This window comes from Marinobacter sp. B-21, from assembly GCF_056857895.1.
In genome coordinates, this window is sequence record NZ_JBSXNZ010000086.1 from 39,223 (window position 1) to 61,692 (window position 22,470).

Genomic DNA, 22,470 nt, shown 5'->3' on the forward strand with positions numbered 1-22,470 from the left:
ACGTGTTCCGCCAGTTTTGAGCATGAGGATCGAATAATGAACAACCCGCTTTTTGATATGACCGGCAAGGTTGCCCTGATTACCGGCTCCACCAAAGGTATTGGCCGTTCGATTGCCGAGGAAATGGCCCGTCTGGGCGCAAAAGTTGTGATTTCCAGCCGCAAGGCCGACGCCTGCGAACAGGTGGCTAATGAACTGATGGCGCAGGGCTACGAGGCGCTTGCCATTTCCTGCCATGTGGGCAAGAAAGATGACCTGCAAAATCTGGTAAATAAAACCAACGAAGCCTGGGGCGCTATCGACGTCCTGGTCTGCAACGCCGCCACCAACCCGGTCTATGGCCTGACCTCCGAAATGACTGACGAGGCCTGGGACAAGATCATGGACACCAACGTCAAAGGCTCCTTCTGGCTCACCAACATGGTGCTGCCGCAGATGGCCGAGAAAGGCGAGGGCGCTGTCGTGCTTCTGTCCAGCATCGCCGGTATCCGTGGCAACACCACCATCGGCACCTACGGTGTTTCGAAGGCAGCTGAAGCGGCGTTGGCTCGGAATCTGGCAGTTGAATGGGGTCCGAAGGGCATCCGCGTGAACAGCATCGCCCCCGGCCTGATCAAAACTGATTTCGCCAAAGCGTTATGGGAAGACCCGGTTCGGGTAAAGCGTGCGGAAGACAAAACGCCGCTCAGAAGAATCGGCGAGCCCGTCGACATTGCTGGGCTGGCGGTTTTTCTGTCCACCAAGGCCAGTGCCTATATCACCGGTCAGGTGATCGTCGCGGACGGTGGCGAAACCATTTGTTGAGGCAGGGACTCGTGAGTGACGGGGAGGCCGGCGGGTGGGGAGCCTTTCTTTCGGGAAAAAGAACTCGCTGCGCTCAGACACCTTAGTTCCCTGCAGAAAGGCTCCCCACCCACCGTCCGCTGAACTCGTTGCGGGCTGCGGTACACAAAGATTAAATAAGGCTGAGACGAGCTATGAGTATTGAGCCGGAGTTGGTGGACGTTCTGCCAGCGCACAGATTCGACGAATCCGGGCTTTTGGTGTGGCTGCAAAAAGAGTTGCCAGAGATTGGTAATCGCCTGGACGTCAGACAATTTCAGGGCGGTCAGTCCAACCCCACGTTCCTGCTGGACACCGACAGCGGCCGTTATGTTCTGCGTAAGAAACCGCCCGGAAAGACGCTGTCATCCGCCCATATGGTTGAGCGTGAATACAAGGTGATGCGCGCTCTTTCGGAGCATACCGCGGTGCCGGTTCCGAAGGTTCGGGTGCTCTGTGAGGAGAATTCGATCATCGGCACGCCGTTTTACGTCATGGACTATATGGAAGGCCGGATCGCCAGCCATTCGGCTCTTCGGGCGTTGGACCGGAGCGAGCGACTGCCTGCTCACCAGTCCGCGATCGACACCCTGGCGAAACTGCATTCGGTGGACGTAAATGCTGTCGGTCTGGGCGACTTCGGGCGCCCCGAGGGCTATGTGGCCCGTCAGGTTTCACGCTGGACCAAACAGTATCTGGCGTCCAAGACCGATGATATGCCGGCGATGGACAAACTGACGGCCTGGCTGCCAGAAAACCTGCCATCGACCGACGAGTGCGCCATTGCCCACGGCGATTATCGGTTCGGCAACCTCATGCTGGCGCCGGACAAACCGGAGGTGATTGCGATTCTGGACTGGGAGCTGTCTACGCTCGGGCACCCACTGGCCGACCTGGCCTATTACTGCCTTCCTTATTACCTGCCGTCGGACCTGGAAGGAATGCGGGGTCTTGAGGGTGAAGACCTGGAAGCGCTGGGTGTGCCGGATGAGCAGGAAACCATTGCCCGATACTGCGCCAGAACCGGCCGGGACGGTATTGAGGACTGGCACGTGTACCTGGCGTTTTCCCTGTTCAGACTCGCAGCCATTTTGCAGGGCGTTTACAGGCGGGCGCTGGATGGCAACGCCGCCAATGCGAACGCTCTGGGCGTGGGCAAGCGCGCCAGTCTGCTCGCTCAGGTGGGGTGGAAGATCGCCAGTGAAGGAAAGCAGCCATGAGTGACCTGAACGTCCCATCACAGCCAATCGTTCAGCGCATCCTGGTCACCAATGATGACGGCATCGACGCCCCGGGCCTAGCGATACTGGAAAAGACCGCCCGTAACCTGGCGGAAGAAGTCTGGATCGTTGCGCCCGAGCATGATCGAAGCGGAGCGGGTCAGAGCATCTCCATTCACGATCCCTTGCGGGTGTACGAGACCGGGCCAAAACGCTATGCGGTGTCCGGTACCCCCGCAGACTGCGTGCTTTACTCCCTGGCCCAGTGGTTTGGTGAAACACCGCCCGATCTGGTGCTGTCCGGCGTGAATTGCGGCGCCAACATCAGTGACTCCGTGCAGTACTCCGGTACCGTTGGCGCGGTGCTCAGCGCCCTGCACATGAACATTCCGGCAATCGCCCTGAGCCAGGCCTTCCTGACACGGGAAGGGATTCAGTGGTCCGCGGTGGAGCGCTTTGGCGAGGCGGTAATCCGACAATTGTGGCAACCGGGGGACGTACGTGCCTGGAACGTGAATTTTCCGGCCTGTGCCGCCGAGGATATAAAAGTTGCCCGTTGGTGCCGGCAATCGACCGGTTCCATCCAATGGGCTCGCCTGCTGGCGGGGCGTGATGCTCGAAGCCTGCCTTATTGGTGGCTAGGTTTTGAGCGCAGTTCCCGCCACATCGTGGCTCCGGACGCTGACGTCACTGTGCTTCGGGACAGCGCCATAGCAATTACACCTTTACGACACGACGACCCCCTGCCGGGGGGCACCGATGAATTTGATCTGTCCGCCTTTGCGGATTGCTGACTAATCCTGGGGAGAACAACAAACATGTTCACACGCCATTACAAGGTCTGGCCAAAAGAACTGCCCAAGACCATGACCCTGCCGAAGACCAGTGTCTTTACTAACCTGGAGATCTCGGCCCGTCGCTACCCGGATCACCCGGCTATCATCTTCTACGATGCACCGGTGACATTCAGCCGTCTGCTGGCAGAAGTCGAGGCCATGGCAGGCTACCTGCAAAGCCAGGGTGTAAAGAAAGGCGACCGGGTACTGCTATACATGCAGAACTCGCCGCAGTACGTGATTTCCTATTACGCTATCCTGCGTGCGGACGCGGTGGTAATTCCGGTCAATCCTATGAACCGGGCGGCCGAGCTTGAGCACTACATCGCCGACACCGGTGCGGCAGTCTGCCTCGCGGGGCAGGAAGTGGCTGAATTCATTGCGCCTCTGCTGGCGGAAACGGATCTGGAGCAGGTGGTTGTTGCCTCGTACAGCAGCTACATAAAGCCGGACACCGATCTCGATCTGCCGGCCGAGGTTGCCGCGCTGGTGTGGTCAAACGACCGCCCGGGTCTGGTGAGCTGGGAAATGGCCATGGCGGCCGGCTGCACGCCGTCCGAGCATACCGCCGGCCCCGAAGATCTGGCAGTGATCCCTTACAGTTCCGGCACCACCGGCGCACCCAAGGGTTGCATGCATACCCACCGGTCGGTCATGGCGACGGCCGTGCACCGGGTGTTCTGGAACCTCAGCACTCCGGACAGCGTTCAACTGGCCACGCTGCCGTTCTTCCATGTGACCGGCATGACCGGTTCAATGAACGGGCCGATTCTCAGTGGCTCCACGTCCGTGATCATGACCCGTTGGGATCGGACCACTGCGGCCCGGCTCATCGAGCGCTACAGGGTGACCGGCTGGACCAACATCGTCACCATGGCGGTGGATTTCCTGTCCAACCCGGAGATCGGCCAGTACGACCTTAGCAGTCTGAACATGATCGGCGGCGGCGGCGCGGCCATGCCCGTTGCGGTTGCCGAGAAGCTCAAGAAAATCACCAGCCTTGACTACATCGAAGGCTATGGCCTGTCCGAAACCATGGCCGCGACCCATATCAACCCCAATTCCGCCCCTAAAGCCCAGTGTCTGGGCATTCCAGTGTTCGACGTGGACAGCCGTATCATTGACGTGGAAACCCTGGAGGAGAAAGCCCCGGGCGAAACCGGTGAGATTGTGTCCTGTGGCCCACAAGTCACGATCGGGTACTGGAACCGCCCAGCGGAAACGGAGGCCGCCTTCGTTGAAATTGACGGCAAGCGATTCTTCCGCACCGGCGACCTCGGGTATTACGACGAGGACGGCTACTTCTTCATGGTGGACCGGGTAAAGCGGATGATCAACGCGTCCGGATTCAAGGTATGGCCCTCCGAAGTTGAGGGGCTGATGTATCGCCACCCGTCGATTCACGAAGTCTGCATCATATCGTCACCGGACCCCAAGCGCGGCGAAACCGTGAAGGCCTGCATCGTGCTGACGCCCGAAGCGGAGGGCCAGACCACGGCGGAAGACATTACCGGTTGGTGCAAGCAACAGATGGCGGCCTATAAGGTGCCCACCATTGTCGAGTTTGTGGACGCCCTGCCCAAGTCCCCCACGGGGAAGCTGATGTGGCGCGCGTTGCAGGAGGAAGAATGGAAAGAAATTTAAGCCTCAAAGATTTCCGACAAAAACAAACAACGGAGGGGCAAAATTGAATCTTTTCCTGCAGCAAATCATCAACGGGTTAACGCTCGGGAGTATCTACGGTCTCGTAGCCCTCGGCCTGACCCTGGTCTACGGCATTCTGCATATTCCGAACTTCGCACACGGCGCCCTCTACATGGTCGGTGCGTTTATGTCCTACTTCTTCATGGTCGATGTCGGCGTTCACTACTGGCTCGCCATGGCCGGCTCCGCGGCGGTTATTGCCTTGCTCGGTATTCTCTGTGAACGTCTGGTATTCCACCCTCTCAGGCACTCACCGCCCATCCACGACAAGATCGCCGCCATTGGCATCCTCCTGTTCCTGGAAGCGCTGGTGCAGATGTTCTGGGGCTCGGATTTCCGCCGCATGAACTCACCGTTTACCGGCATCATGAATTTTGATGGCCTGATCATTCCGGAGCAGCGTTTGCTGATAATCGTCGGGGCCTTTGTGCTGGTGTTTGCCCTGCAGATGTTTCTGCGCAAGACCATGACCGGCGCCACCATCATCGCCATGGCCCAAAGCCGGGAGGGAGCGTTCCTGGTGGGTATCGATGCCAACCGTGTGACGATGATGACCTTTGCCATCTCCGGCGCCCTGGCAGCCATTGCTGCCACGCTGTATGCCCCGATTAATCTGGTGTACCCGGCGATGGGGCATCTGGTGATCATGAAGGCGTTTGTGATCATCATCCTCGGCGGCATGGGCAGCATTCCCGGCGCCATCGCCGGCGGCATGATCATCGGATTCGCCGAGGCCTTCGGCGGCTTCTACATCTCCACCGCCTATAAAGACATCATTGCCTTTGGCTTGCTGGTACTGATCCTGTCGGTACGCCCACAAGGCCTGTTTGCGAAGGGAGCGCACTGATCATGTTGTTCAAACTCGGATACCTGTTGATGAAGCCGGGCTCGAAACTGGCCCTGCTGGTTTTCGCCCTGCTTTTTCCGCTCCTGGCCAGCAACGAGTACCAGGTCTACGTCATGGCTTCGGCCTTCGTGTGGGCCATTGCCGTCTACGGACTGAACATAATTACCGGCTACTGCGGGCAGCTGAATCTGGCCCATGGCGGTTTCTTTGCGATCGGCGCTTACACCCTGGGTCTGCTCACCGCTGATGCTGGCTGGAGCTTCTGGCCTGCGTTTCTGGCCGCACTGGTCGTTACGGCGGTGCTGGGCTTTTTCGTCGGGATCGTCTCCTTGCGTTTGAAGGAGCACTACTTCGCCATCTTCACCCTGTGTGTGGGTTTCATCATTTACCTGCTGATCGATAAGTGGGAAGAGCTGACCCATGGGCCTATCGGTGTCAGGGACATTGCCGCACCCTACGGCTTCGGCGTGGTGGACTTCACGGAGACCACACCTTTCTACTATCTGGTGCTGGCGTTCCTGGCCTTCGCGACCTGGTTCATGGGCAGGCTGTCCCGCTCCCTGCTGGGCCGGACTTTCATTGCCATCCGCAATGGCGATGAGCTGGCACAGTCGCTGGGCATCAACCTGATGCGCAACAAGGTGCTGGCGTTCGTGCTGTCGACCACCTACGCCGGCCTGGCGGGGGCGCTCTATGCCGGAATGGTCCGGTTTATCGGACCGGAAGAGGCCAACATCGTGCATACCTTCGACATGATCACCTACCTGCTGGTGGGCGGCATCGGCACCATCACCGGGCCGCTGCTGGGCACAGTCGGCATTGTCTGGATTACCCAGTCCCTGCAGTTCCTGGAGGAGTACCGGATGATTATCTTTGGCCCGCTGTTGGTCCTGTTGGTGATCTTCTTCCCGAGGGGCATCACGGGCTCGTTCCTGACCTGGATGCACCGCAAGGCCCAGGTTCTGGTACCGGGTAAAAAACGCAAAGAGAGCAAGATTGTGACTGCTCAGACCCGGGAGGCCGAAAACAATGCTTAAGGTAGAACATCTCACCAAAATGTTTGGCGGCCTGGCGGCGGTGAACGATGTGTCCGTGGAATTCGAGACGGGCAAGATCAACGCCATCATAGGGCCGAACGGAGCTGGCAAGAGTACTTTCTTTAACCTGATTTCCGGCCTGCATCAGCCCACCTCGGGGCGCATCCTGCTAGACGGCACCGATGTAACCCACATGCCCTGCGACAAGGTCGCACGGCTCGGGGTGGGCCGGACGTTCCAGACCACCAACCTGTTTGAACAGGCGTCGGTGCTGGACAACCTCATCGTTGGCCATCGCCTTCGTACCCGATCCGGCCTCTGGGATGTGCTGGTCAACAGCAAACGCCTCCAGCGTGAGGAAAGGGCGGCCCGTGACAAGGCCATGGAGGCCCTGGACTTTGTTGGTCTGACCCATGTTGCCGGCCAGTTTATCGCTGACATTACCCAGGAAGAGCGCAAGCGGGTGGCCTTCGCCCTTGCCCTGGCTACCGATCCCAAAATTGTGTTGTTGGATGAGCCTGCGGCCGGTGTGAATCCGGAGGAAACCCAGGGTTTTGCCGAATTGATGCGCAAGATGGTGGATAGCGGCCTGACCGTGTGCCTGATTGAGCACAAGATGGACATGATCATGAGCCTGGCGGACAAGATCATGGTGTTGGACCACGGCGAGAAGATTGCCGAGGGCACACCGGAGCAAGTTCGTAACAATCCGGTGGTGATTGAGGCCTATCTGGGAGGTGATGAAGATGCTGCAGCTTGAGAACGTTGATGTCTGCTACGGCAGCTTCAAGGCACTGACGGATATTTCCATGACAGTGGATACCGGTGAACTGGTGGTTCTTCTGGGCGGCAATGGCTCTGGCAAGACATCGCTGTTTAACGCCATCAGCGGGTTGATCAAGCCCGCCGCAGGCGAGATCCGGTTTGAAGACAAGAAGCTCAATGGCATGAAAGCCAGCGCGATTGTTGCCGGCGGTGTCGTGCAGTGCGCCGAAGGGCGCAAGCTGTTTCCCCAGATGAGCGTGATGCAGAACCTCATGATGGGCGCCTTCGTTCACCGTGGGGACCGTCAGGGTAACAAGACGCGTCTTAACGAAGTTCTGGAATTGTTCCCGATCCTGGAAGACAAGGGCCACCAACCTGCTGGGTCCCTGTCCGGGGGGCAGCAACAGATGGTGGCCCTCGGACGCGCCATGATGAGTCGTCCGCGCCTTCTGATGCTGGACGAACCTTCCCTCGGCCTGGCACCGCTGGTGGTCAAGCAGATGTTCGAAACCATCAAACAGATCAACAGCCTGGGCACGACCGTGTTGCTGGCTGAACAGAATGCCTTTGCGGCCCTCAAGATTGCCCACCGAGCCTATGTCATGGAAAACGGCCACCTGGTGATGGAGGGTGACCGTGAAACCATACTGGGTAATGAACAGGTCCGCAAAGCATATATCGGAGCCTGATGGCTCCGACGATTGATTAACGACGAGCGCAAGCAACCAGGAGAAAACAATGAAAACAGTAAAAACACTGGGTCAGGCTGTCGCGGCGGCAACCCTGGGAATGAGCCTTACCGCTGGTGCGATGGCCGGTGAAGTGAATATCGGCTTTACCGGCCCGCTGAGTGGGGGCGCCGCTCTGTATGGCGAAAACACCTTGTCCGGCCTGAGGATGGCCGCCGAGGAGATCAACGCCGCTGGCGGTTTCGACCTGAACGGGGAGCAAACCACCATCAACCTCATTTCCCTGGACGACCGGTACTCTCCGGCTCAGGCGGCGACCAACGCCAAACGCTTGAAGCAGGAGTCAGACGTTCCCGCCATTTTCATTCCCCATTCCGGTGGGGTCTTTGCCCTGCAGGACTTCAATGAGAAAGACGGTTTCCTGGTCATGGCCTATACCAGTGTGCCGACGGTGACGGAAAAGGGTAATTCTCTGACTGTCAGGATCCCGCCGACGTTTGACGGCTACGTGCACGCGTTTACCGACTATGCCCTGGACAACCTGGGTACAAAACTCGGCATGGCGGGTGCCACTCACGAGTACGCCAAGATCTGGGGCTCTATGATCGAGAAAGAATGGACCTCCAAAGGCGGCAAGGTGGTGGCCAATAACCCGATGGACTATAACAAGTCCGCCGATTTCTTTACCGGTGTAAGCCGTATCATCGCCGAGGACCCGGATGTGATGTTCGTGGGCGGTGCCTCGGAGCCGACCGGTCTGGTGGTCCAGCAGGCCCGTCAGATGGGCTTTGAGGGAGGCTTTATCGTGATGGATCAGGCCAAGATTGACGAGGTGGCAGATGTTGCTGGTGGTTTGAATGTGGTGGAAGGCGCTATTGGTGTGGTGCCTCTGAGTATTTATGAAACGGAAGCTGCGAAGGATTTCATCAGGCGGTACCAGGCGAAATACGGAAAGGGTCCCGGTTCGGAGGCTGCCTACAACTACCTTGCCCTTCATGGCTTGGTTGAGGCGATGGACATGACAGAATCAACTGACCCGAAAGTCGTCAGAGCTGCCCTTGGCGGCGCAATGAAGAATATGGATTCACGCAAGAACCCTTATGAAATTACCGATGTGACCGAGAACGGCGGATTCGTCACTGAAACTACCTTGGCCGTGGTGAAAGATGGCAAGATCGTTCGAGTGCAGATTAAATAAACGTTCGAACTCAATGCGAGGGCAAGTCAGCGGTGACCTGCCCTTTTTCGTTACTGCTCGGCCTCTGTCGCGAATAGATAGAAAGGAGTTGTCCACAGCATGAGTAGCAAACCCAGTATTTTGGTCATTGGTGCTGGTGCCATTGGTAGTTTTTATGGCGCTGTTCTTAAAAAGGCGGGGTGTCGCGTGAGTACCGTATTGCGTTCCGAGTTTGACGCAGTCAGGGTTAACGGTATCCGTATCAGTAGCCCGATAGGAGATTTATCCTTCAGGCCGGACAGCATTTATCGTGAAGATGAAGTCCCTGAAGAGATGCCGGATTACGTTTTGCTTTGTGTGAAGGTTCTGCCCGGAGTGGGGCGGGCTGGAATTGTTTCGCGCTGGATGGGAGAGGCGACCCGGCTGGTACTCATTGAAAATGGCTTGGGTATCGAAAGAGAGCTCGCCGATGCATTTCCTGGTAATCCGCTGATTAGTTGTCTTGCATTTATCGCCGTGAGCCGAATGGCTCCCGGCGTCATAGAGCATAAAGCCTATGGCAAGCTTGTCATGGGTAAATTTCCACATGGTGTCGATGACCACTGTTGCCAGTTGGCCCAGCTTTTTATTGCAGGTGGCATTAATGTTGATCTCACTCAACAGGTCGTGGGTGAGCGCTGGCGAAAATGCCTCTGGAACACACCGTTTAATCCTCTTTCGGTAATAGCTAACGGTGCAGATACCAGAACTATTCTCGATACCGAGGGCGGAGAGGCGCTTATTCGGGCAATGATTCGAGAAGTCATGATGGTAGCTGCTGCAGAAGGGTATCCCATGGATGAGTCTCTGATTGACGAAAACATTGAGGGCACCCGTAAAATGCCGGCCTACAAGAACAGCATGGCGCTGGACTATCTTAATAATCGTCCCATCGAAAGAGATGCTGTCATAGGCAACGTCGTATCCATTGCCCAACACCATGGTATTGATGTTCCCCATCTCAATACCGTGCTGGTTACCTTGAGAATGCGGGCGAGGCTGGAAGGCAAGGCGTGACTGGGTTCCGTCACGCCTGGTTCCTCACCCATCTTGCCACATCGTCGTGTGTTATTTCTTCAAACTGGTGCCCGTCCAGAAACTCACCAAGCCCCATACCGACATCATCGTCAAGGGGGGGCGGGATGTACTCTACGGCCATAAGGTCAATCTGAGCAGCGATAAAAACGGTTTTATCACGGCGTTCTCCATTGAGGACGGCACAACCTTCCGACAAGGACTTGTTTCTGCCCGTGCTGAGATACAACCTGGTGCGATTGGCTTGACTCCGGCTTCCCGAAGCCAGTCGGATTACTCGAGAGTGGCGGTTTCTGGATGGGCGCCAGCTACTATCCATCGATGAACCTCTCGGCCCACAGTAGAGAAAATAGATACCGCTTAGCAGAACATCATTAGAATTAATTACCTATTACCCTCTGTAAATTCTGTAAGACCCAACTTTAAGATCCTTGTATACACATTTTTATGAAACTTGGTTTTGTAGGGTTGTTGTATGGGATGACATTGTCTATATTTATGATTACGGAAAACAGTGCTGCACTGCGAAATAAAAAAAATAGTAATACCGCAGTGCGAAACAATGGTTGCCGCTAATCAATAATTACGACACGAGGTTTGCAATGACAAAAACAACAACTTTTACAAAACGTCCGATCAGCTATGCGATTGCCCTGCTCACCGTGCCGTTGCTATCGCTTGGTGCGCCGATTGCGGTTTCCGCCGAGAGCGTGGATGTAGACAACGCTGACCTGCAGGAGCTGCGTGATCTGGTGAAGCACCTGGAGTCAAAGGTAAGCCACATAGAAGCAGTCGCGCCGGTTTTACAAGAAGACAATCCTTATCTGCTCAGAGATGGAGACGGAATGAAGGTGGGTGATACCACTTTTTCTTTCAGTGGCTTTATCAAGGCTGACGCGAAAGTGGGTTCTAACGGTAACGGGTCCAAAAACGCCTACGCCATCGGTATCCCCCGCACCCTGGCCGGATTTGCCGCCAACGACACCAGTGACTGGAAGACTGGCTTCTCAGCACGTGAAAGCCGCCTGGGTATCGGTACCAAAACCGTTAACGTGGCCGGCCGCGACCTGACCACCTACATCGAGATAGGCTTCAATACCGACATCAACGCACCCGGCAACGAAGTCGTTTCCAACAGCTACAACCCACGATTGCGTCAGGCCTACGGTTCGTGGAATGGCTGGGATTTCGGCCAGGCCTACACGACCTTTACCGACCTGGCGGTGCTGCCGGAGATTCTGGATCAGGGTAAACAGGCGGCCTTCATCTATTCACGACAGCCCTTGATCCGTTACAACATGGCAGCGCCAGGTGGCAAGTTCATGGTGTCTCTGGAGAACCCGGAAGACGGCTTTGGTTCGTCGTCCTATGACGACCAGTCCTACCCGGATCTGGCCGCCCGCTATCAGCTTCGCAATGAGTTTGGTACCTACTCGCTGGCCGGTATTGTCCGCAGTCTTGAGGATGACGCCGCTGATGAGACCACGGTGACCGGTGCGATTTCATTGAGTGCCCGTATCCCGACAATCAGTAAGGATGACCTGCGTCTGCAATACAACTATGGCGCTCTGGGGCGCTATATGGGGCTGTTGACCTATCCCGATTTTGATCGCACCGAACTGGCCGCAGGTAATGTCGATCCTCTGAAAACCTTTGGTGCAACGGCGGCGTATCGCCATTTCTGGACCCCCCAGTGGCGCAGCACTCTGAGTGTCTCCTACACTGAGATCGTAGACGACATCGCCTCGGCAGCCAGCACCCTGAGCTATTTCGATACCTCAACGTCGGTCCACGTCAACCTGCTGTGGTCACCTCACAGCAAATTGACCCTGGGTCTGGAATACGCCTACTGGGACTTTGGCGTTATCGGCTCTGCCAGCAGCAACCAGTATGAACAAGTGATGGCTTCCGCCAGACTTGGTTTTTAATCGCACCACCATGAACGGTAAGACTGGGGCCTCAACGGCCCGGTTTTCGCAGTTATCGGACATCCAAACAGGACAAGAACGATGCGCAATATCCACAAGAGTCTGCTCGTCGGTGTTTTGAGTGTTGCACCTTTTTTTGCTCACAGCGCCGAAAATGTTGACCTGCCTCGTACACTGGCGATGACCGCCTACGGTACCGGGTCAGCGGGTTACACCCAGATGGTTTCCATCGGCAATCTGCTGCAAAACGAGTACGGTACGTCCGTACGTATATTGCCCGGCGAGAACGACGTCTCCCGCATGACACCTCTGCGCATGGGGCGGGTACCGCTGTGCGCTTGCGGTATTGCCAGTTACTACGGCTCGGAAGGGGTGCTGCTGTTTGCCGATCCGCAGTGGGGGCCGCAGCCCCTGCGTCTGGTCAGCACCTCCACCGCCAGCTTTGGCCTGGGCGTTGCCGTCGCTGGTGATATTGGCGTAAAAACCCCGGCCGACCTGAAGGGTAAACGGGTGGCTTACATTCGTGGTGATGATGCCCTGAACATCGGTACCGAGGCGTTTCTCGCCTTTGGGGGGTTGACCTGGGACGACGTTGAGCGGGTTGAATTCCCCGGTTATGGCCGCTCCTTTGAAGGCATTGTCGCCAATCAGGTTGATGCCGCCTTTACCATGAGCGTGGCGCCACCGGCCCAGCAATTGGCCGCCAGCCCCAGAGGCATTGTCTGGCCCGAGCTTGACCCGGCGAACAAAGAGGGGTGGCAGCGATTGCAAACCGTGGCGCCGTATTTCCAGCCTCACAAGGCCACCTCGGTGGCCGGTGACAACTACGGCAAAGACAACCCCTGGGTCGGTGCCAGCTATCCGTATCCGATTCTGGTGGGAAACGAGACGCTGGACGACAAAACTGCCAGCAGTCTGATTCGGGTCTTGATTGAAGACAACGACAAATACAAGGATGCAGCTCCGGGTAACGCCGGTTACGCCCTGGAGAACCAGAACCTGCAATGGGTGATTCCGTACCACGACGCGGTGGTGGCGTACTACAAGGAAATCGGCCACTGGACCGATGCCATGCAGCAGCACCAGGACCGTCTGATACAGCGCCAGGGCATCCTGGCTAACACCTGGAAGAGCTATCTCGCCACCCATCCGTCCGACGATGCCGATGCGTTCCGCAGTGGCTGGATGGCGGCTCGCGCCAAGGCGCTTGAGGCGGCGGATATGAAGCCCGTCTTCCACTAAGCGGTTCGCTATCCAGCAGCGGGTACCCGCGCGATCGTTAATGATCGGCGTGGGTGCCCGTGGTTGCTGTCCCTCTGCTTTCAACCGGAGTTTTTCACTATCATGAGCGTGCCCCAGAAAACACCGGTCAGTCCCGGTGACGTATCCGGCATTCGCCGCCTCCAGGGTTTCTGGCTCTGGGTTCCCCGAGTCGCCACCGTCGCCCTTACACTACTCGCCATTGATTACCTGTTTAATCTGGGCCTGTTTACCCTAGTGACGACAGTTGAGAGCCAGTTTTTCTACACCGTGGTGGCGTTGATGCTGCCCCTGGTGTTCATTTTATGGCCACCATTGAGCCGCACCTTGCGGGATACGATGCCCTGGTATGACATTCTTCTGTTTGTGTTTGCCGCCTCGGTGTGCGGCTATTTTGTGTTCAATGCCGAGCGCATTCTGGACCGGGGCTGGGAGTATGCCGCGCCGGAACACGCGGTAGTGATGAGTTTTCTGCTTTGGGGTGTGATCCTCGAAGCGGTGCGTCGCGCTGGCGGCTGGCCCATTGCCGTCATTGTTGGTATCGCCAGTATCTACCCCATCTTTGCCGGCGTGATGCCCGGACCGATTCAGGGTTTCCCGTCGTCGCCATCACAGACGGCGATTTACCACGCCATGAGCCGCGAAAGCGTCATGGGGATTCCGCTGCAGGCGTTCGCCAATCTGGTCATTGGTTTTTTACTGTTTGGGGTGGCGCTGCAACAAACCGGTGGTGGCAAGTTTTTCATCAATCTCGCGTTTGCCTTATTGGGTCACGTTCGCGGTGGTCCGGCCAAGGTGGCGGTGTTTTCCAGCGGCCTGATGGGCTCCATGAGTGGCAGTGTGATCACCAATGTGCTGACCACCGGAGTGCTGTCCATTCCGGCTATGCGCCGTGTCGGCTTCGGGCGTTCCTACGCCGCCGGTGTTGAGGCCTGTGCCTCCACGGGTGGGGTGCTGATGCCGCCGGTGATGGGGGCGACGGCCTTCATCATGGCCAGCTTCCTGAATATCTCCTACGGCACCATCGCGCTGGCGGCGGCGGTACCGTCGTTCCTGTATTTCATGGGACTGTTTATCCAGATTGATGCTTACGCGGCGCGCCATGAGCTAGAGGGCTTACCGGCGGCTGAGTTGCCATCATTGCGGCAGACGCTAAAAGAAGGCTGGTACTTCATTTTTGTGTTTGTGCTGCTGATCTGGCTGCTGTTTTTTCTGCGTCGCGAAGCGATTGCGCCTTTTTATGCCACCGCCCTGTTGCTGGTGATCAATCAGGCGCTGCCTTATCAGCGTTGGGGTTGGCAGCAAGTGAAGGATTTCTTTTCCAGTTCCGGCAGGTTGTTCGCGGAACTGATCGCTATTCTGGGCGGGGTCGGGCTGTTGGTCGGCGCACTCTCGGTCACCGGCATGTCCGGAACCATTGCCAATGACCTGATTTTCCTGGCCGGTGGCAATACCCTGGTGCTGCTATTTATGGGCGCCGCCACCAGTTTTATTCTCGGTATCGGGATGACCGTCACCGCGGCCTATATTTTCCTGGCCGTAGCGCTGGCGCCAGCACTGATCAACGGCGGGGGGATGGACCCGCTGGCGGTGCATCTGTTCATCCTGTACTGGGGAATGCTCAGCTTTATTACACCACCGGTGGCGTTGGGTGCCTTTGCCGCCGCCTCAGTGGCCGGGGCCCGACCGATGGAAACCGGCGTACAGGCTATGCGTCTGGGCAGTGTGATCTATTTTATTCCGTTTCTGTTCGTGTTGAATCCGGCGCTGATTCTGCAAGGCACCTGGGGCGAGATCGTGGTGGTGTTGCCCCAGGCGGTGGTGGGTATCGCGCTGATAGCGGGGGCCATGCAGGGCTATGTGTTGGGCGTTGGCAACCTGGCCTTGCATAAAATGCTGCAGTGGCCGCTACGGTTGGCGTTGGTGTTGGGAGGGATGAGCCTCGCCATTCCCGGCGGCGGCCCGGTGCCCCTCAGCAACCTGACGTTATCGATGATCAGCTCGGTATTGATCGTGCCGGCATTGATCTTCACCTGGTGGTCCAATCGGCGGTCGCCTGGACTGACTGCGCCCTAACTCGTTCCCGCTCATAAGCATAAGGCACTGATATTAAACGGCCCAAACCGAGTCACCTTGAAAACAAGCCGTTTATGGGCGGGCACAAGCTAAGTACATAACGAGATTTTCGGCCACGCAGGCGGGTTTGTCTTCCCCTTTGATCTCGACGGTGGTCCGGTAGGTGGCGAGGGTTCGTTGCTTATCCACACGGGCAACGTCCAGCAGTTCCACTTTGGTGCGGATATCGGAGCCGGATTTGACGGCAGAGGGGAAGCGCAACTTGTTCATGCCATAGTTAATGGTGGCTGTGGGGCCAGCCACCTTGAGGGCCTGGGGGTTCAGCCTTGATATCAGTGATACGGTCAGGTAGCCGTGGGCCACCGGGCTTTCCCAGGGGGATTCCCTTTTTGCCCGCTCGATATCGACGTGAATCCACTGGTGGTCTCCGGTGGCATCCGCAAAGGCTTCAATCATTTCCTGGGTGATGGTCAGCCAGGGGCTGTGGCTGATAAGCATGCCCTGGTGGTCAGCCAGCTCCTCGAGTTTTACATTAATCATCGTTTTGCTCTCCTTACACCGCATGGCCCGGGTTTTTGCTGTCCAGCAGTCGCAACAGCGCCGGCCAGGTCAGCTTTGAGGCTGCCCCCAATGATTGTGACTGCTCTGCCGTGGTCTGGATAGCTTGCTCCGAAGGCATCCGGGTGGGACCGCAGCTCTGGGCCTTCACCTGTATTTCGCAGGCTTTCATCAGGAAATACAGGTAGGTGAAAGTCTCCGGCACATCCTTGCCTGCGGTTAATACGCCGTGATTGCGCAGCAGCATCATGGACTTGTTTGCCAGATCCCGGATCAGCCGTTCCCGTTCGTCCAGGTTAAGGGCCACGCCTTCGTAATCGTGGTAACTCAGGTGGTTGAGGCACAGCATGGCCGTCTGGCTCAGGGGCAGCAGGCCGTCCCGGTGGGCGGACACCGCGACACCATCCGCTGCATGCAGGTGCATGACGGCCCCGGCATCTTCACGCCCCATGTGCACCGCGCTGTGAATTGTAAAGCCGGCCGGGTTGACGCGGCTAAGGCCGCCGGATTCCACGACCTGGCCATCCCGGTCCACCTTCACCAGAGACGAGGCGGTGATTTCGTGGAACAGCAGTCCATAGGGGTTGATCAGGAAGTGATGATCCGGCCCGGGCACCCGGGCTGACAGGTGAGTGAACACCAGATCATCCCAGCCAAACAGGGCCACCAATCGATAGGCGGCGGCCAGTTCGGTACGAACCTTCCATTCGGTTTTCTTCAGATCCTGTTCGGTCGACTGTTCGCTTGTTGTCATTGTGATGTCCCTAATCCCCTAAATAACGGTCGTCTGCAGTTTACTGTAGCAGGGCCGCGTAACGCTGCAGGTGGAAGTCGTCGTCGCCGAGCTGATGGTTGATCATCACCAGACGTTTTGCGTAATGAGCGAAGTTGTATTCCCAGGTCATGCCGATGCCACCATGGGACTGGATGCCCTGCTCGGAAATGAACTGGCCGCTGCGGCCGATCACATTCTTGGCGGCTGCCAGGATACGGCGCCGCTCGTCGCTCTGGGGCTCGTCGGCGACGCTTGCGGCCAGGATCGCCATGGAGCGGGCCTGCTCCAGCTCAGACATCATGTCCACCATACGGTGCTGAAGCACCTGGAATTTGCCGATGGGAACGCCAAACTGCTTGCGCTGCTTGAGGTAATCAAGGGTCAGGTCGTTGGCGACTTCCATGACGCCCACCGCCTCGGCGCAGAGCGCTGCGATGGCACGTCCGGCCTGATACTCGATGACGTCGGCCGCTTTGCCCTCTTCGCTCAGGCGTGCATTGGCACTGATTTCTACATTGGTCAGGGTGATGTCGCAGCCTTTGGAGCCATCGATAGTCGGGTAAACCCGGCGTTCCACGCCAGCGGTATCCGGACTCAGGGCAAACAGGCTGATGCCCCTGGCATCGCGGCTGTCCCCGGAAGTGCGTGCGGAAACCAGAATAAGGTCTGCGCAATGGCCACCGATGACCACAGCCTTGCGACCGTTCAGGACATAGCCGTCACCGGATTTCTCAGCCCGGGTTTCCACATCGTTCAGGTTGTAGAAACTCTGGGGCTCCTGAAGGCCCACGGCCGCGCGCATCTCGCCGCTGGCGATGCCACCAAGCCACCGTTCGTGCTGCTGGTCGTTGCCGGCGTGACTGATCAGTCCGCCACCAAGGACTATAGACTGCAGGTAGGGTTCGATGCACAGGCCACGACCCAGTTCGGTCATCACGCTCTGCACTTCAACGCCACTCCCGCCAAAACCACCGAGTTCTTCCGGGAAGGGCACAGCGGTGAGGCCCAGCTCACCCAGCTGTCTCCAGAAGTCGGCGCTGAAGCCCAGCTCCGATTCGCTGTACTCCAGGCGCTTTTCAAAGCTGTATTCACCGCGCACCAGGCGGGCCACGGTGTCCTGCAGCATCTGCTGTTCTTCGTTGAGTCGGAAATCCATGGTCGCCTCCTTAAAGCCCGAGAATCATTTTCGACACGATGTTTTTCTGGATCTCATTGGATCCGCCGAAAATCGACAGCTTGCGGTTGTTGAAGTACTGGGCAGCCAGCGGCGCGGCGTTCTCGTCAGAGAGGAAGTCGCCGTCGTAATCCAGGTCCAGCTCTTCTTCCACGAACGGAATGGCATAGGGACCAATGGCCCGGCGAGCCAGATCATTGATAGTCTGGCGGATTTCGGTGCCGCGGACTTTCAGCATGGAGCTTTCCGCACCCGGCATGCCGCCGCCCTCCACTGACGCAATAATGCGCAGGTTGCTGATCGCGGCTGCCATCAGGTCAATTTCCACCTGGGCGATACGCTGGCTGAACGAGGCATCCTCGATCAGCGGGCGGCCATTCTTGATGCGGCGAGCAGCCAGCTCTTTGAGATGCTGGAGTGCCGCCTTGGAAATACCGATGCCGGCCAGACCGGTGCGCTCATAGGTCAGCAGGTACTTGGCGTAGGTCCAGCCCTTGTCTTCCTCGCCCACCAGATTCTCCACGGGGACCTTGACGTCCTCGAAGAACACCTCGTTCACCTCGTGCTCGCCATCGAGGGTGATGATCGGACGCACGGTAATGCCCGGAGTGTTCATGTCGATCAGCAGGAAGGAAATGCCCTCTTGGGCTTTCACTTCGGTATTGGTGCGCACCAGGCAGAAAATCATGTTGGCGTGCTGGCCCAGGGTGGTCCAGGTTTTCTGCCCATCGATGATGTAATGGTCACCCTCGCGAACGGCGCGGGTCTTCAGGGACGCCAGGTCGGACCCTGCGCCGGGCTCGGAATAGCCCTGGCACCACCAGTCCTCGCCACTGAGGATCCGGGGCAGGTATTTCTGCTTCTGTTCCTCGTTACCGAACTTGATGATGACCGGGGCAACCATGTTGACGCCAAAAGGCACAGAACGCGGGACGCCATACCGGCAGGACTCCTCATCCCAGATGTGCTTCTGAACGGGGGTCCAGTTCACGCCGCCGTATTCTTCCGGCCAATGGGTGGCGTACCAGCCCTGCTCGCTCAGGATCTTCTGCCAGCGCTGATGGTCCTCTTTGGACAGGCGACGGAACCCCTTTACCTTGGCGGTAATATCCGCTGGCAGTTTCTTGTCCAGGAACGCGCGGACTTCATCACGGAAGGCGAGTTCCTCGGCGGTGTAGTTCAAGTTCATTTGGTAGCCTCTCTTACATTACAGCGAAAATAAATACCGCATAGCAGAATACTCCAATGATCGGAGATTGGGCCGGTGTCTGTCAATAGAAATGAAACCAGCGAAGAAATAAAGGGTAAAAATGTCATTTCGGGTGGATTTTTAACGCTATCTAATGGGGGATTTACAGGCCAATGCAAAAAACTATACCGCTCTGCAGAAATTGTAATTTGAAGAAGACACCTTTGGGTGGTTAAGCCAGGCACTTCCGATCCGGGTGATGTCAACTGGCAGATCACTTGAGCGCATTGCGCACTTTTAACGTGGTCGAGAGTTTGCATTGGACCCAAAAGGCTATATGTTTGTAATAGACGAGACGTTCAAATAACGACAGCAGACCCTCCATATGCCGAGTTGTTCCATCAACAGAAGCAGCCTGAAGCTCAGCCTCCTGGCACTGCTGGTCACCGGTCTGTTTGTGTTGTTCCTCAACGGACCGTCCCACCCGGCAATTGATCCCCAGATTGATGACCACTTTACCCCGACACTGATTTCGGTTGATGGGGCGGGGGATTCCTCGTCGCCGGATGCTTCCGTCTTCATCACGTCGTCCCTTCTGTTCCCGGAAGGGGATTTTCGGCCCGTCTTCTCCGCCAGCCTTGATTTTATTCGGCCGCCATTGAGGTTGCTGAGCTACCCGGTATTGCCTCAAGGGCCGCCCCGCCTCGCCTGATTCTGACAACAACGGGATTGCTCATGCCTGCGCAGGGCTGTTCCAACCTGAATTCAGATTCACGAGGTTTATCATGAACAGTGTATTCAATGCATTGCCAGTGCGGGATCTGGCGCGCACCGGTGCGTTACCGACCGCCAAACCGCTGTCGCACATTAGTAGAGAAGATTCGGCCGTTCACCTGCTCACCGATTTTGCCGAGCAGAAACTGTCGGAGCTGAATTCCGATATGTCCGTCTCCGAGGCGAGACTCTGGATGAAGCTTGCCGACAACTCCTTCAAGGTAGTGGAAAACCAGGCGGGTGACTGCCTCGGTATTCTGGCCATCGAGGATGTGAACGGCGAGAAGCCGATGAGTGTGGCCAGCCGGCAGGGTGTGGCCCTGAAAGACTTGCGGGTGCGAGACATCATGCGCCCCATCAGCGATTTGCCGGCCATTCATTACCGTGATTTGCGGGCGGCAACTGTCGGGGATCTGGTCAGCACTTTCCGTGAGGTCCGTGAGGAGTATTTGTTGGTGCTGGATGATGATCGGCACCAGCAATCCCGTTCCTATCTCAGAGGCCTGGTATATGCCCGGGAGTTGTTGCAGCGGCTTGACCTGGCCATCGATCTGGAGCACCGGGCAACCAAGTTCTATGAAATTGTCCATGTGGTAAAAGGAGGCTTCTAGATCGGGCAACGGCTTCGGTGCCCATACGGCGCCGAAGCTGTCATCAATCGAAAAAGTCGATGCTTCTCACCCAAAAAACCGTATTGAACCGATGTGATAATCACGTGACACTGACTAAGACTTTAGTCACCTTAAAGGACGCCCACCAAAATTGCCGGATTCAGGTGCTACGCCTCGTTATCATTCTGGCACTGGGTCTGGATTCATTGCTCGCCTATTCTGCTGAAAATGCGCCGGTGCTCCCGGGCTGTGAGCCGGCCTCCTGCCTGTTGTGCTCAGATGCGATGGGCGATGGTGCTCAGGAAGGAGACGTGCCCGGCAGCGACCGTCTCCGGGATTTCACTCTGACGCCCGGCGGTATCCTTTGCGAGATCCGGGGCTTTTCCGGATTGGTGCCCTGCGCCAGTTTCCCGGTGCTGCCACAGGCACCGCCCCTGGCCTGACGGCCATCTGCGTGAGCGGCACTCGTGCCACTCCAACCGACCTTTCGATTCAAACGACTTCCATCACCTGGAGGATTTTCCATGGCTATACGGAAGCTGCTGATCGCCAATCGCGGAGAGATTGCGGTCAGGATTGCCCGGGCCTGCAGCGAGCTGGGTATCCGCTCAGTCGCCATTCATTCGGAGGCTGACGAGTACTCCCTGCACGTCAAGAAAGCCGACGAAGCCTATCAGATCAGCAAGGATCCCCTGTCGGGGTATCTGAATCCGCACCACATCGTGAACATGGCGGTGGAAACCGGCTGCGATGCCTTGCATCCCGGCTACGGTTTCCTATCGGAAAACGCCGAGCTTGCGGCTATTTGTGAGCGGCGTGGCATTACTTTTGTAGGACCCACGGCCGACGCCATCGCGTCGATGGGGGACAAAACCCAGGCCCGGCAAACGGCTTTAGCCGCTGGTGTGCCGGTAACTCCCGGATCCAAAGGTAATCTCAACGACGTGGAAGACGCTGTGGCCCAGGCTGTCGACATTGGTTACCCGGTGATGCTGAAAGCCACCTCCGGTGGTGGCGGGCGCGGCATCCGACGATGCGATAAGGAGAAGGAGCTGCGGCAGAATTACGAGCGGGTGATTTCCGAGGCCACCAAGGCCTTCGGCAGCGCCGAGGTATTCCTGGAAAAGTGCATCATCGAGCCCCGTCACATTGAGGTTCAGATTCTTGCGGACACTCATGGCAACGTCGTTCATCTCTATGAACGGGACTGCTCGATCCAGCGCCGCAACCAGAAGCTGATCGAGCTGGCACCGTCCCCCCAGCTGGAGGAGAGCCAGCGGGAGTATATCGGTGATCTCGCCAGGCGGGTCGCAAAACAGTGTGGCTACGTTAATGCCCGCACCGTGGAATTCCTTCTGGACCACGATGGCAGCTTCTACTTCATGGAAATGAACACCCGGGTTCAGGTGGAACACACCATCACTGAGGAGATTACGGGTGTGGACATCATTAAGGCCCAGATTCGAATAGCCGCGGGTGAGCCTCTTGGGCTGAAGCAGGAGGATATCTCCTATCGGGGTTTCGCAGCCCAGTTCCGGATCAACGCCGAGGACCCGAAGAACGGCTTCCTGCCCAGCTTTGGCCGGATCAGCCGTTACTATTCGGCCGGCGGCCCCGGTGTCCGTACCGATGCCAATATGTACACCGGCTGCGAGATTCCACCTTACTACGACTCCATGTGCGCCAAGCTGATTGTCTGGGCCATGGACTGGCCGGAGCTGATTGCCCGCTCCGGTCGTGCGCTGGGCGACATGGGCATCTACGGTGTCCAGACCACCATTCCGTATTACAAACAGATTCTGGAGCATCCGGATTTTCAGGCCGCTGAATTCAATACCGGCTTCGTAGAGCGTAATCCGCAGTTGCTCGAGTACAGCACCAAGACCCGCCCCGAATCCATTGCCACAGCCATTGCTGCTGCCATCGCGGCCCAGGCGGGCCTTTAAAAGAATAT

The 22,470-nt window shown here is 57.4% G+C and carries 22 protein-coding genes and 1 pseudogene; 18 read left to right on the forward strand and 5 right to left on the reverse strand.

Annotated elements, in window-relative coordinates:
- Window positions 1–36: 36 nt before the first annotated feature.
- The 10 genes from AC13C0_RS16620 (at window position 37) to AC13C0_RS16665 (ending at window position 10,153) form a co-directional block, all read left to right on the forward strand.
- Window positions 37–804 (forward strand): SDR family NAD(P)-dependent oxidoreductase, encoded by a 768-nt coding sequence (locus AC13C0_RS16620; RefSeq protein ID WP_482954692.1) that lies wholly within the window; start codon window positions 37–39, stop codon window positions 802–804.
- 173 nt (window positions 805–977) lie between these two features.
- Window positions 978–2,042, forward strand: a complete 1,065-nt coding sequence (locus tag AC13C0_RS16625; RefSeq protein WP_482954693.1) for a phosphotransferase — start codon at window positions 978–980, stop codon at window positions 2,040–2,042.
- A complete protein-coding gene (surE, locus tag AC13C0_RS16630) occupies window positions 2,039–2,836 on the forward strand; it encodes a 5'/3'-nucleotidase SurE (protein ID WP_482954694.1) in 798 nt (265 codons plus the stop codon). The genes AC13C0_RS16625 and surE overlap by 4 nt, the downstream gene beginning before the upstream one ends.
- Before the next feature lie 24 nt (window positions 2,837–2,860).
- Window positions 2,861–4,522 carry a long-chain fatty acid--CoA ligase gene (locus tag AC13C0_RS16635; protein ID WP_482954695.1) on the forward strand — a complete coding sequence of 554 codons (1,662 nt, stop codon included), beginning with the start codon at window positions 2,861–2,863 and terminating at the stop codon, window positions 4,520–4,522.
- Between the two features lie 43 nt (window positions 4,523–4,565).
- Window positions 4,566–5,429 carry a branched-chain amino acid ABC transporter permease gene (locus tag AC13C0_RS16640; protein ID WP_482954696.1) on the forward strand — a complete coding sequence of 288 codons (864 nt, stop codon included), beginning with the start codon at window positions 4,566–4,568 and terminating at the stop codon, window positions 5,427–5,429.
- Between the two features lie 2 nt (window positions 5,430–5,431).
- The gene (locus tag AC13C0_RS16645; protein ID WP_482954697.1) at window positions 5,432–6,466 is read left to right on the forward strand and encodes a branched-chain amino acid ABC transporter permease; all 1,035 of its coding nucleotides are present in this window, start codon (window positions 5,432–5,434) and stop codon (window positions 6,464–6,466) included.
- Window positions 6,459–7,226, forward strand: coding sequence for an ABC transporter ATP-binding protein (locus AC13C0_RS16650; protein ID WP_482954698.1), 768 nt, complete (start codon window positions 6,459–6,461; stop codon window positions 7,224–7,226). Before AC13C0_RS16645 ends, AC13C0_RS16650 begins: the two co-directional genes overlap by 8 nt.
- A complete protein-coding gene (locus AC13C0_RS16655) occupies window positions 7,213–7,920 on the forward strand; it encodes an ABC transporter ATP-binding protein (RefSeq protein WP_482954699.1) in 708 nt (235 codons plus the stop codon). The genes AC13C0_RS16650 and AC13C0_RS16655 overlap by 14 nt, the downstream gene beginning before the upstream one ends.
- Before the next feature lie 49 nt (window positions 7,921–7,969).
- On the forward strand, window positions 7,970–9,118 hold the full coding sequence (locus tag AC13C0_RS16660; protein ID WP_482954700.1) for an ABC transporter substrate-binding protein: 1,149 nt from the start codon (window positions 7,970–7,972) through the stop codon (window positions 9,116–9,118).
- A gap of 99 nt (window positions 9,119–9,217) precedes the next feature.
- Window positions 9,218–10,153, forward strand: a complete 936-nt coding sequence (locus AC13C0_RS16665; protein WP_482954701.1) for a ketopantoate reductase family protein — start codon at window positions 9,218–9,220, stop codon at window positions 10,151–10,153.
- A gap of 10 nt (window positions 10,154–10,163) precedes the next feature.
- Here the strand turns inward: AC13C0_RS16665 and AC13C0_RS16670 are convergent, their stop codons facing one another.
- A complete protein-coding gene (locus tag AC13C0_RS16670; RefSeq protein WP_482954778.1) occupies window positions 10,164–10,295 on the reverse strand; it encodes a hypothetical protein in 132 nt (43 codons plus the stop codon).
- Between AC13C0_RS16670 and AC13C0_RS16675 the strand changes: the two are divergent.
- The 4 genes and pseudogenes from AC13C0_RS16675 to AC13C0_RS16690 all read left to right on the forward strand — a co-directional run.
- Window positions 10,236–10,401 (forward strand): annotated as a pseudogene (locus AC13C0_RS16675) (ISNCY-like element ISMaq5 family transposase); the annotation flags it as partial. The gene AC13C0_RS16670 and the pseudogene AC13C0_RS16675 overlap by 60 nt on opposite strands.
- A 372-nt stretch (window positions 10,402–10,773) precedes the next feature.
- Entirely contained in the window at window positions 10,774–12,099 is a 1,326-nt protein-coding gene (locus AC13C0_RS16680; RefSeq protein WP_482954702.1) for a DcaP family trimeric outer membrane transporter, read from the forward strand.
- An 81-nt stretch (window positions 12,100–12,180) separates the two neighbouring features.
- Window positions 12,181–13,341, forward strand: a complete 1,161-nt coding sequence (locus tag AC13C0_RS16685; RefSeq protein ID WP_482954703.1) for a TAXI family TRAP transporter solute-binding subunit — start codon at window positions 12,181–12,183, stop codon at window positions 13,339–13,341.
- A gap of 102 nt (window positions 13,342–13,443) precedes the next feature.
- Window positions 13,444–15,435 carry a TRAP transporter permease gene (locus AC13C0_RS16690; protein WP_482954704.1) on the forward strand — a complete coding sequence of 664 codons (1,992 nt, stop codon included), beginning with the start codon at window positions 13,444–13,446 and terminating at the stop codon, window positions 15,433–15,435.
- Window positions 15,436–15,507: 72 nt separating this feature from the next.
- On the opposite strand, the gene AC13C0_RS16695 is transcribed toward AC13C0_RS16690, so the two are convergent.
- The 4 genes from AC13C0_RS16695 to AC13C0_RS16710 are packed head-to-tail and all read right to left on the reverse strand — an operon-like array spanning window position 15,508 to window position 19,131.
- Window positions 15,508–15,975 carry a MaoC family dehydratase gene (locus AC13C0_RS16695; protein WP_482954705.1) on the reverse strand — a complete coding sequence of 156 codons (468 nt, stop codon included), beginning with the start codon at window positions 15,973–15,975 and terminating at the stop codon, window positions 15,508–15,510.
- A gap of 13 nt (window positions 15,976–15,988) precedes the next feature.
- The gene (locus AC13C0_RS16700) at window positions 15,989–16,747 is read right to left on the reverse strand and encodes a class II aldolase/adducin family protein (RefSeq protein ID WP_482954706.1); all 759 of its coding nucleotides are present in this window, start codon (window positions 16,745–16,747) and stop codon (window positions 15,989–15,991) included.
- Between the two features lie 40 nt (window positions 16,748–16,787).
- Window positions 16,788–17,924, reverse strand: coding sequence for an acyl-CoA dehydrogenase family protein (locus AC13C0_RS16705; protein ID WP_482954707.1), 1,137 nt, complete (start codon window positions 17,922–17,924; stop codon window positions 16,788–16,790).
- A 10-nt stretch (window positions 17,925–17,934) separates the two neighbouring features.
- The gene (locus tag AC13C0_RS16710) at window positions 17,935–19,131 is read right to left on the reverse strand and encodes an acyl-CoA dehydrogenase family protein (protein WP_482954708.1); all 1,197 of its coding nucleotides are present in this window, start codon (window positions 19,129–19,131) and stop codon (window positions 17,935–17,937) included.
- Between the two features lie 385 nt (window positions 19,132–19,516).
- Between AC13C0_RS16710 and AC13C0_RS16715 the strand changes: the two genes are divergently transcribed.
- The 4 genes from AC13C0_RS16715 to AC13C0_RS16730 all read left to right on the forward strand — a co-directional run bounded on the left by AC13C0_RS16715 (window position 19,517) and on the right by AC13C0_RS16730 (window position 22,462).
- Window positions 19,517–19,843, forward strand: coding sequence for a hypothetical protein (locus AC13C0_RS16715; RefSeq protein ID WP_482954709.1), 327 nt, complete (start codon window positions 19,517–19,519; stop codon window positions 19,841–19,843).
- Window positions 19,844–19,916: 73 nt separating this feature from the next.
- Window positions 19,917–20,516, forward strand: a complete 600-nt coding sequence (locus tag AC13C0_RS16720; RefSeq protein ID WP_482954710.1) for a CBS domain-containing protein — start codon at window positions 19,917–19,919, stop codon at window positions 20,514–20,516.
- Window positions 20,517–20,680: 164 nt separating this feature from the next.
- A complete protein-coding gene (locus tag AC13C0_RS16725; RefSeq protein WP_482954711.1) occupies window positions 20,681–20,959 on the forward strand; it encodes a hypothetical protein in 279 nt (92 codons plus the stop codon).
- Between the two features lie 81 nt (window positions 20,960–21,040).
- Entirely contained in the window at window positions 21,041–22,462 is a 1,422-nt protein-coding gene (locus tag AC13C0_RS16730) for an acetyl-CoA carboxylase biotin carboxylase subunit (protein ID WP_482954712.1), read from the forward strand.
- Window positions 22,463–22,470: the final 8 nt, after the last annotated feature.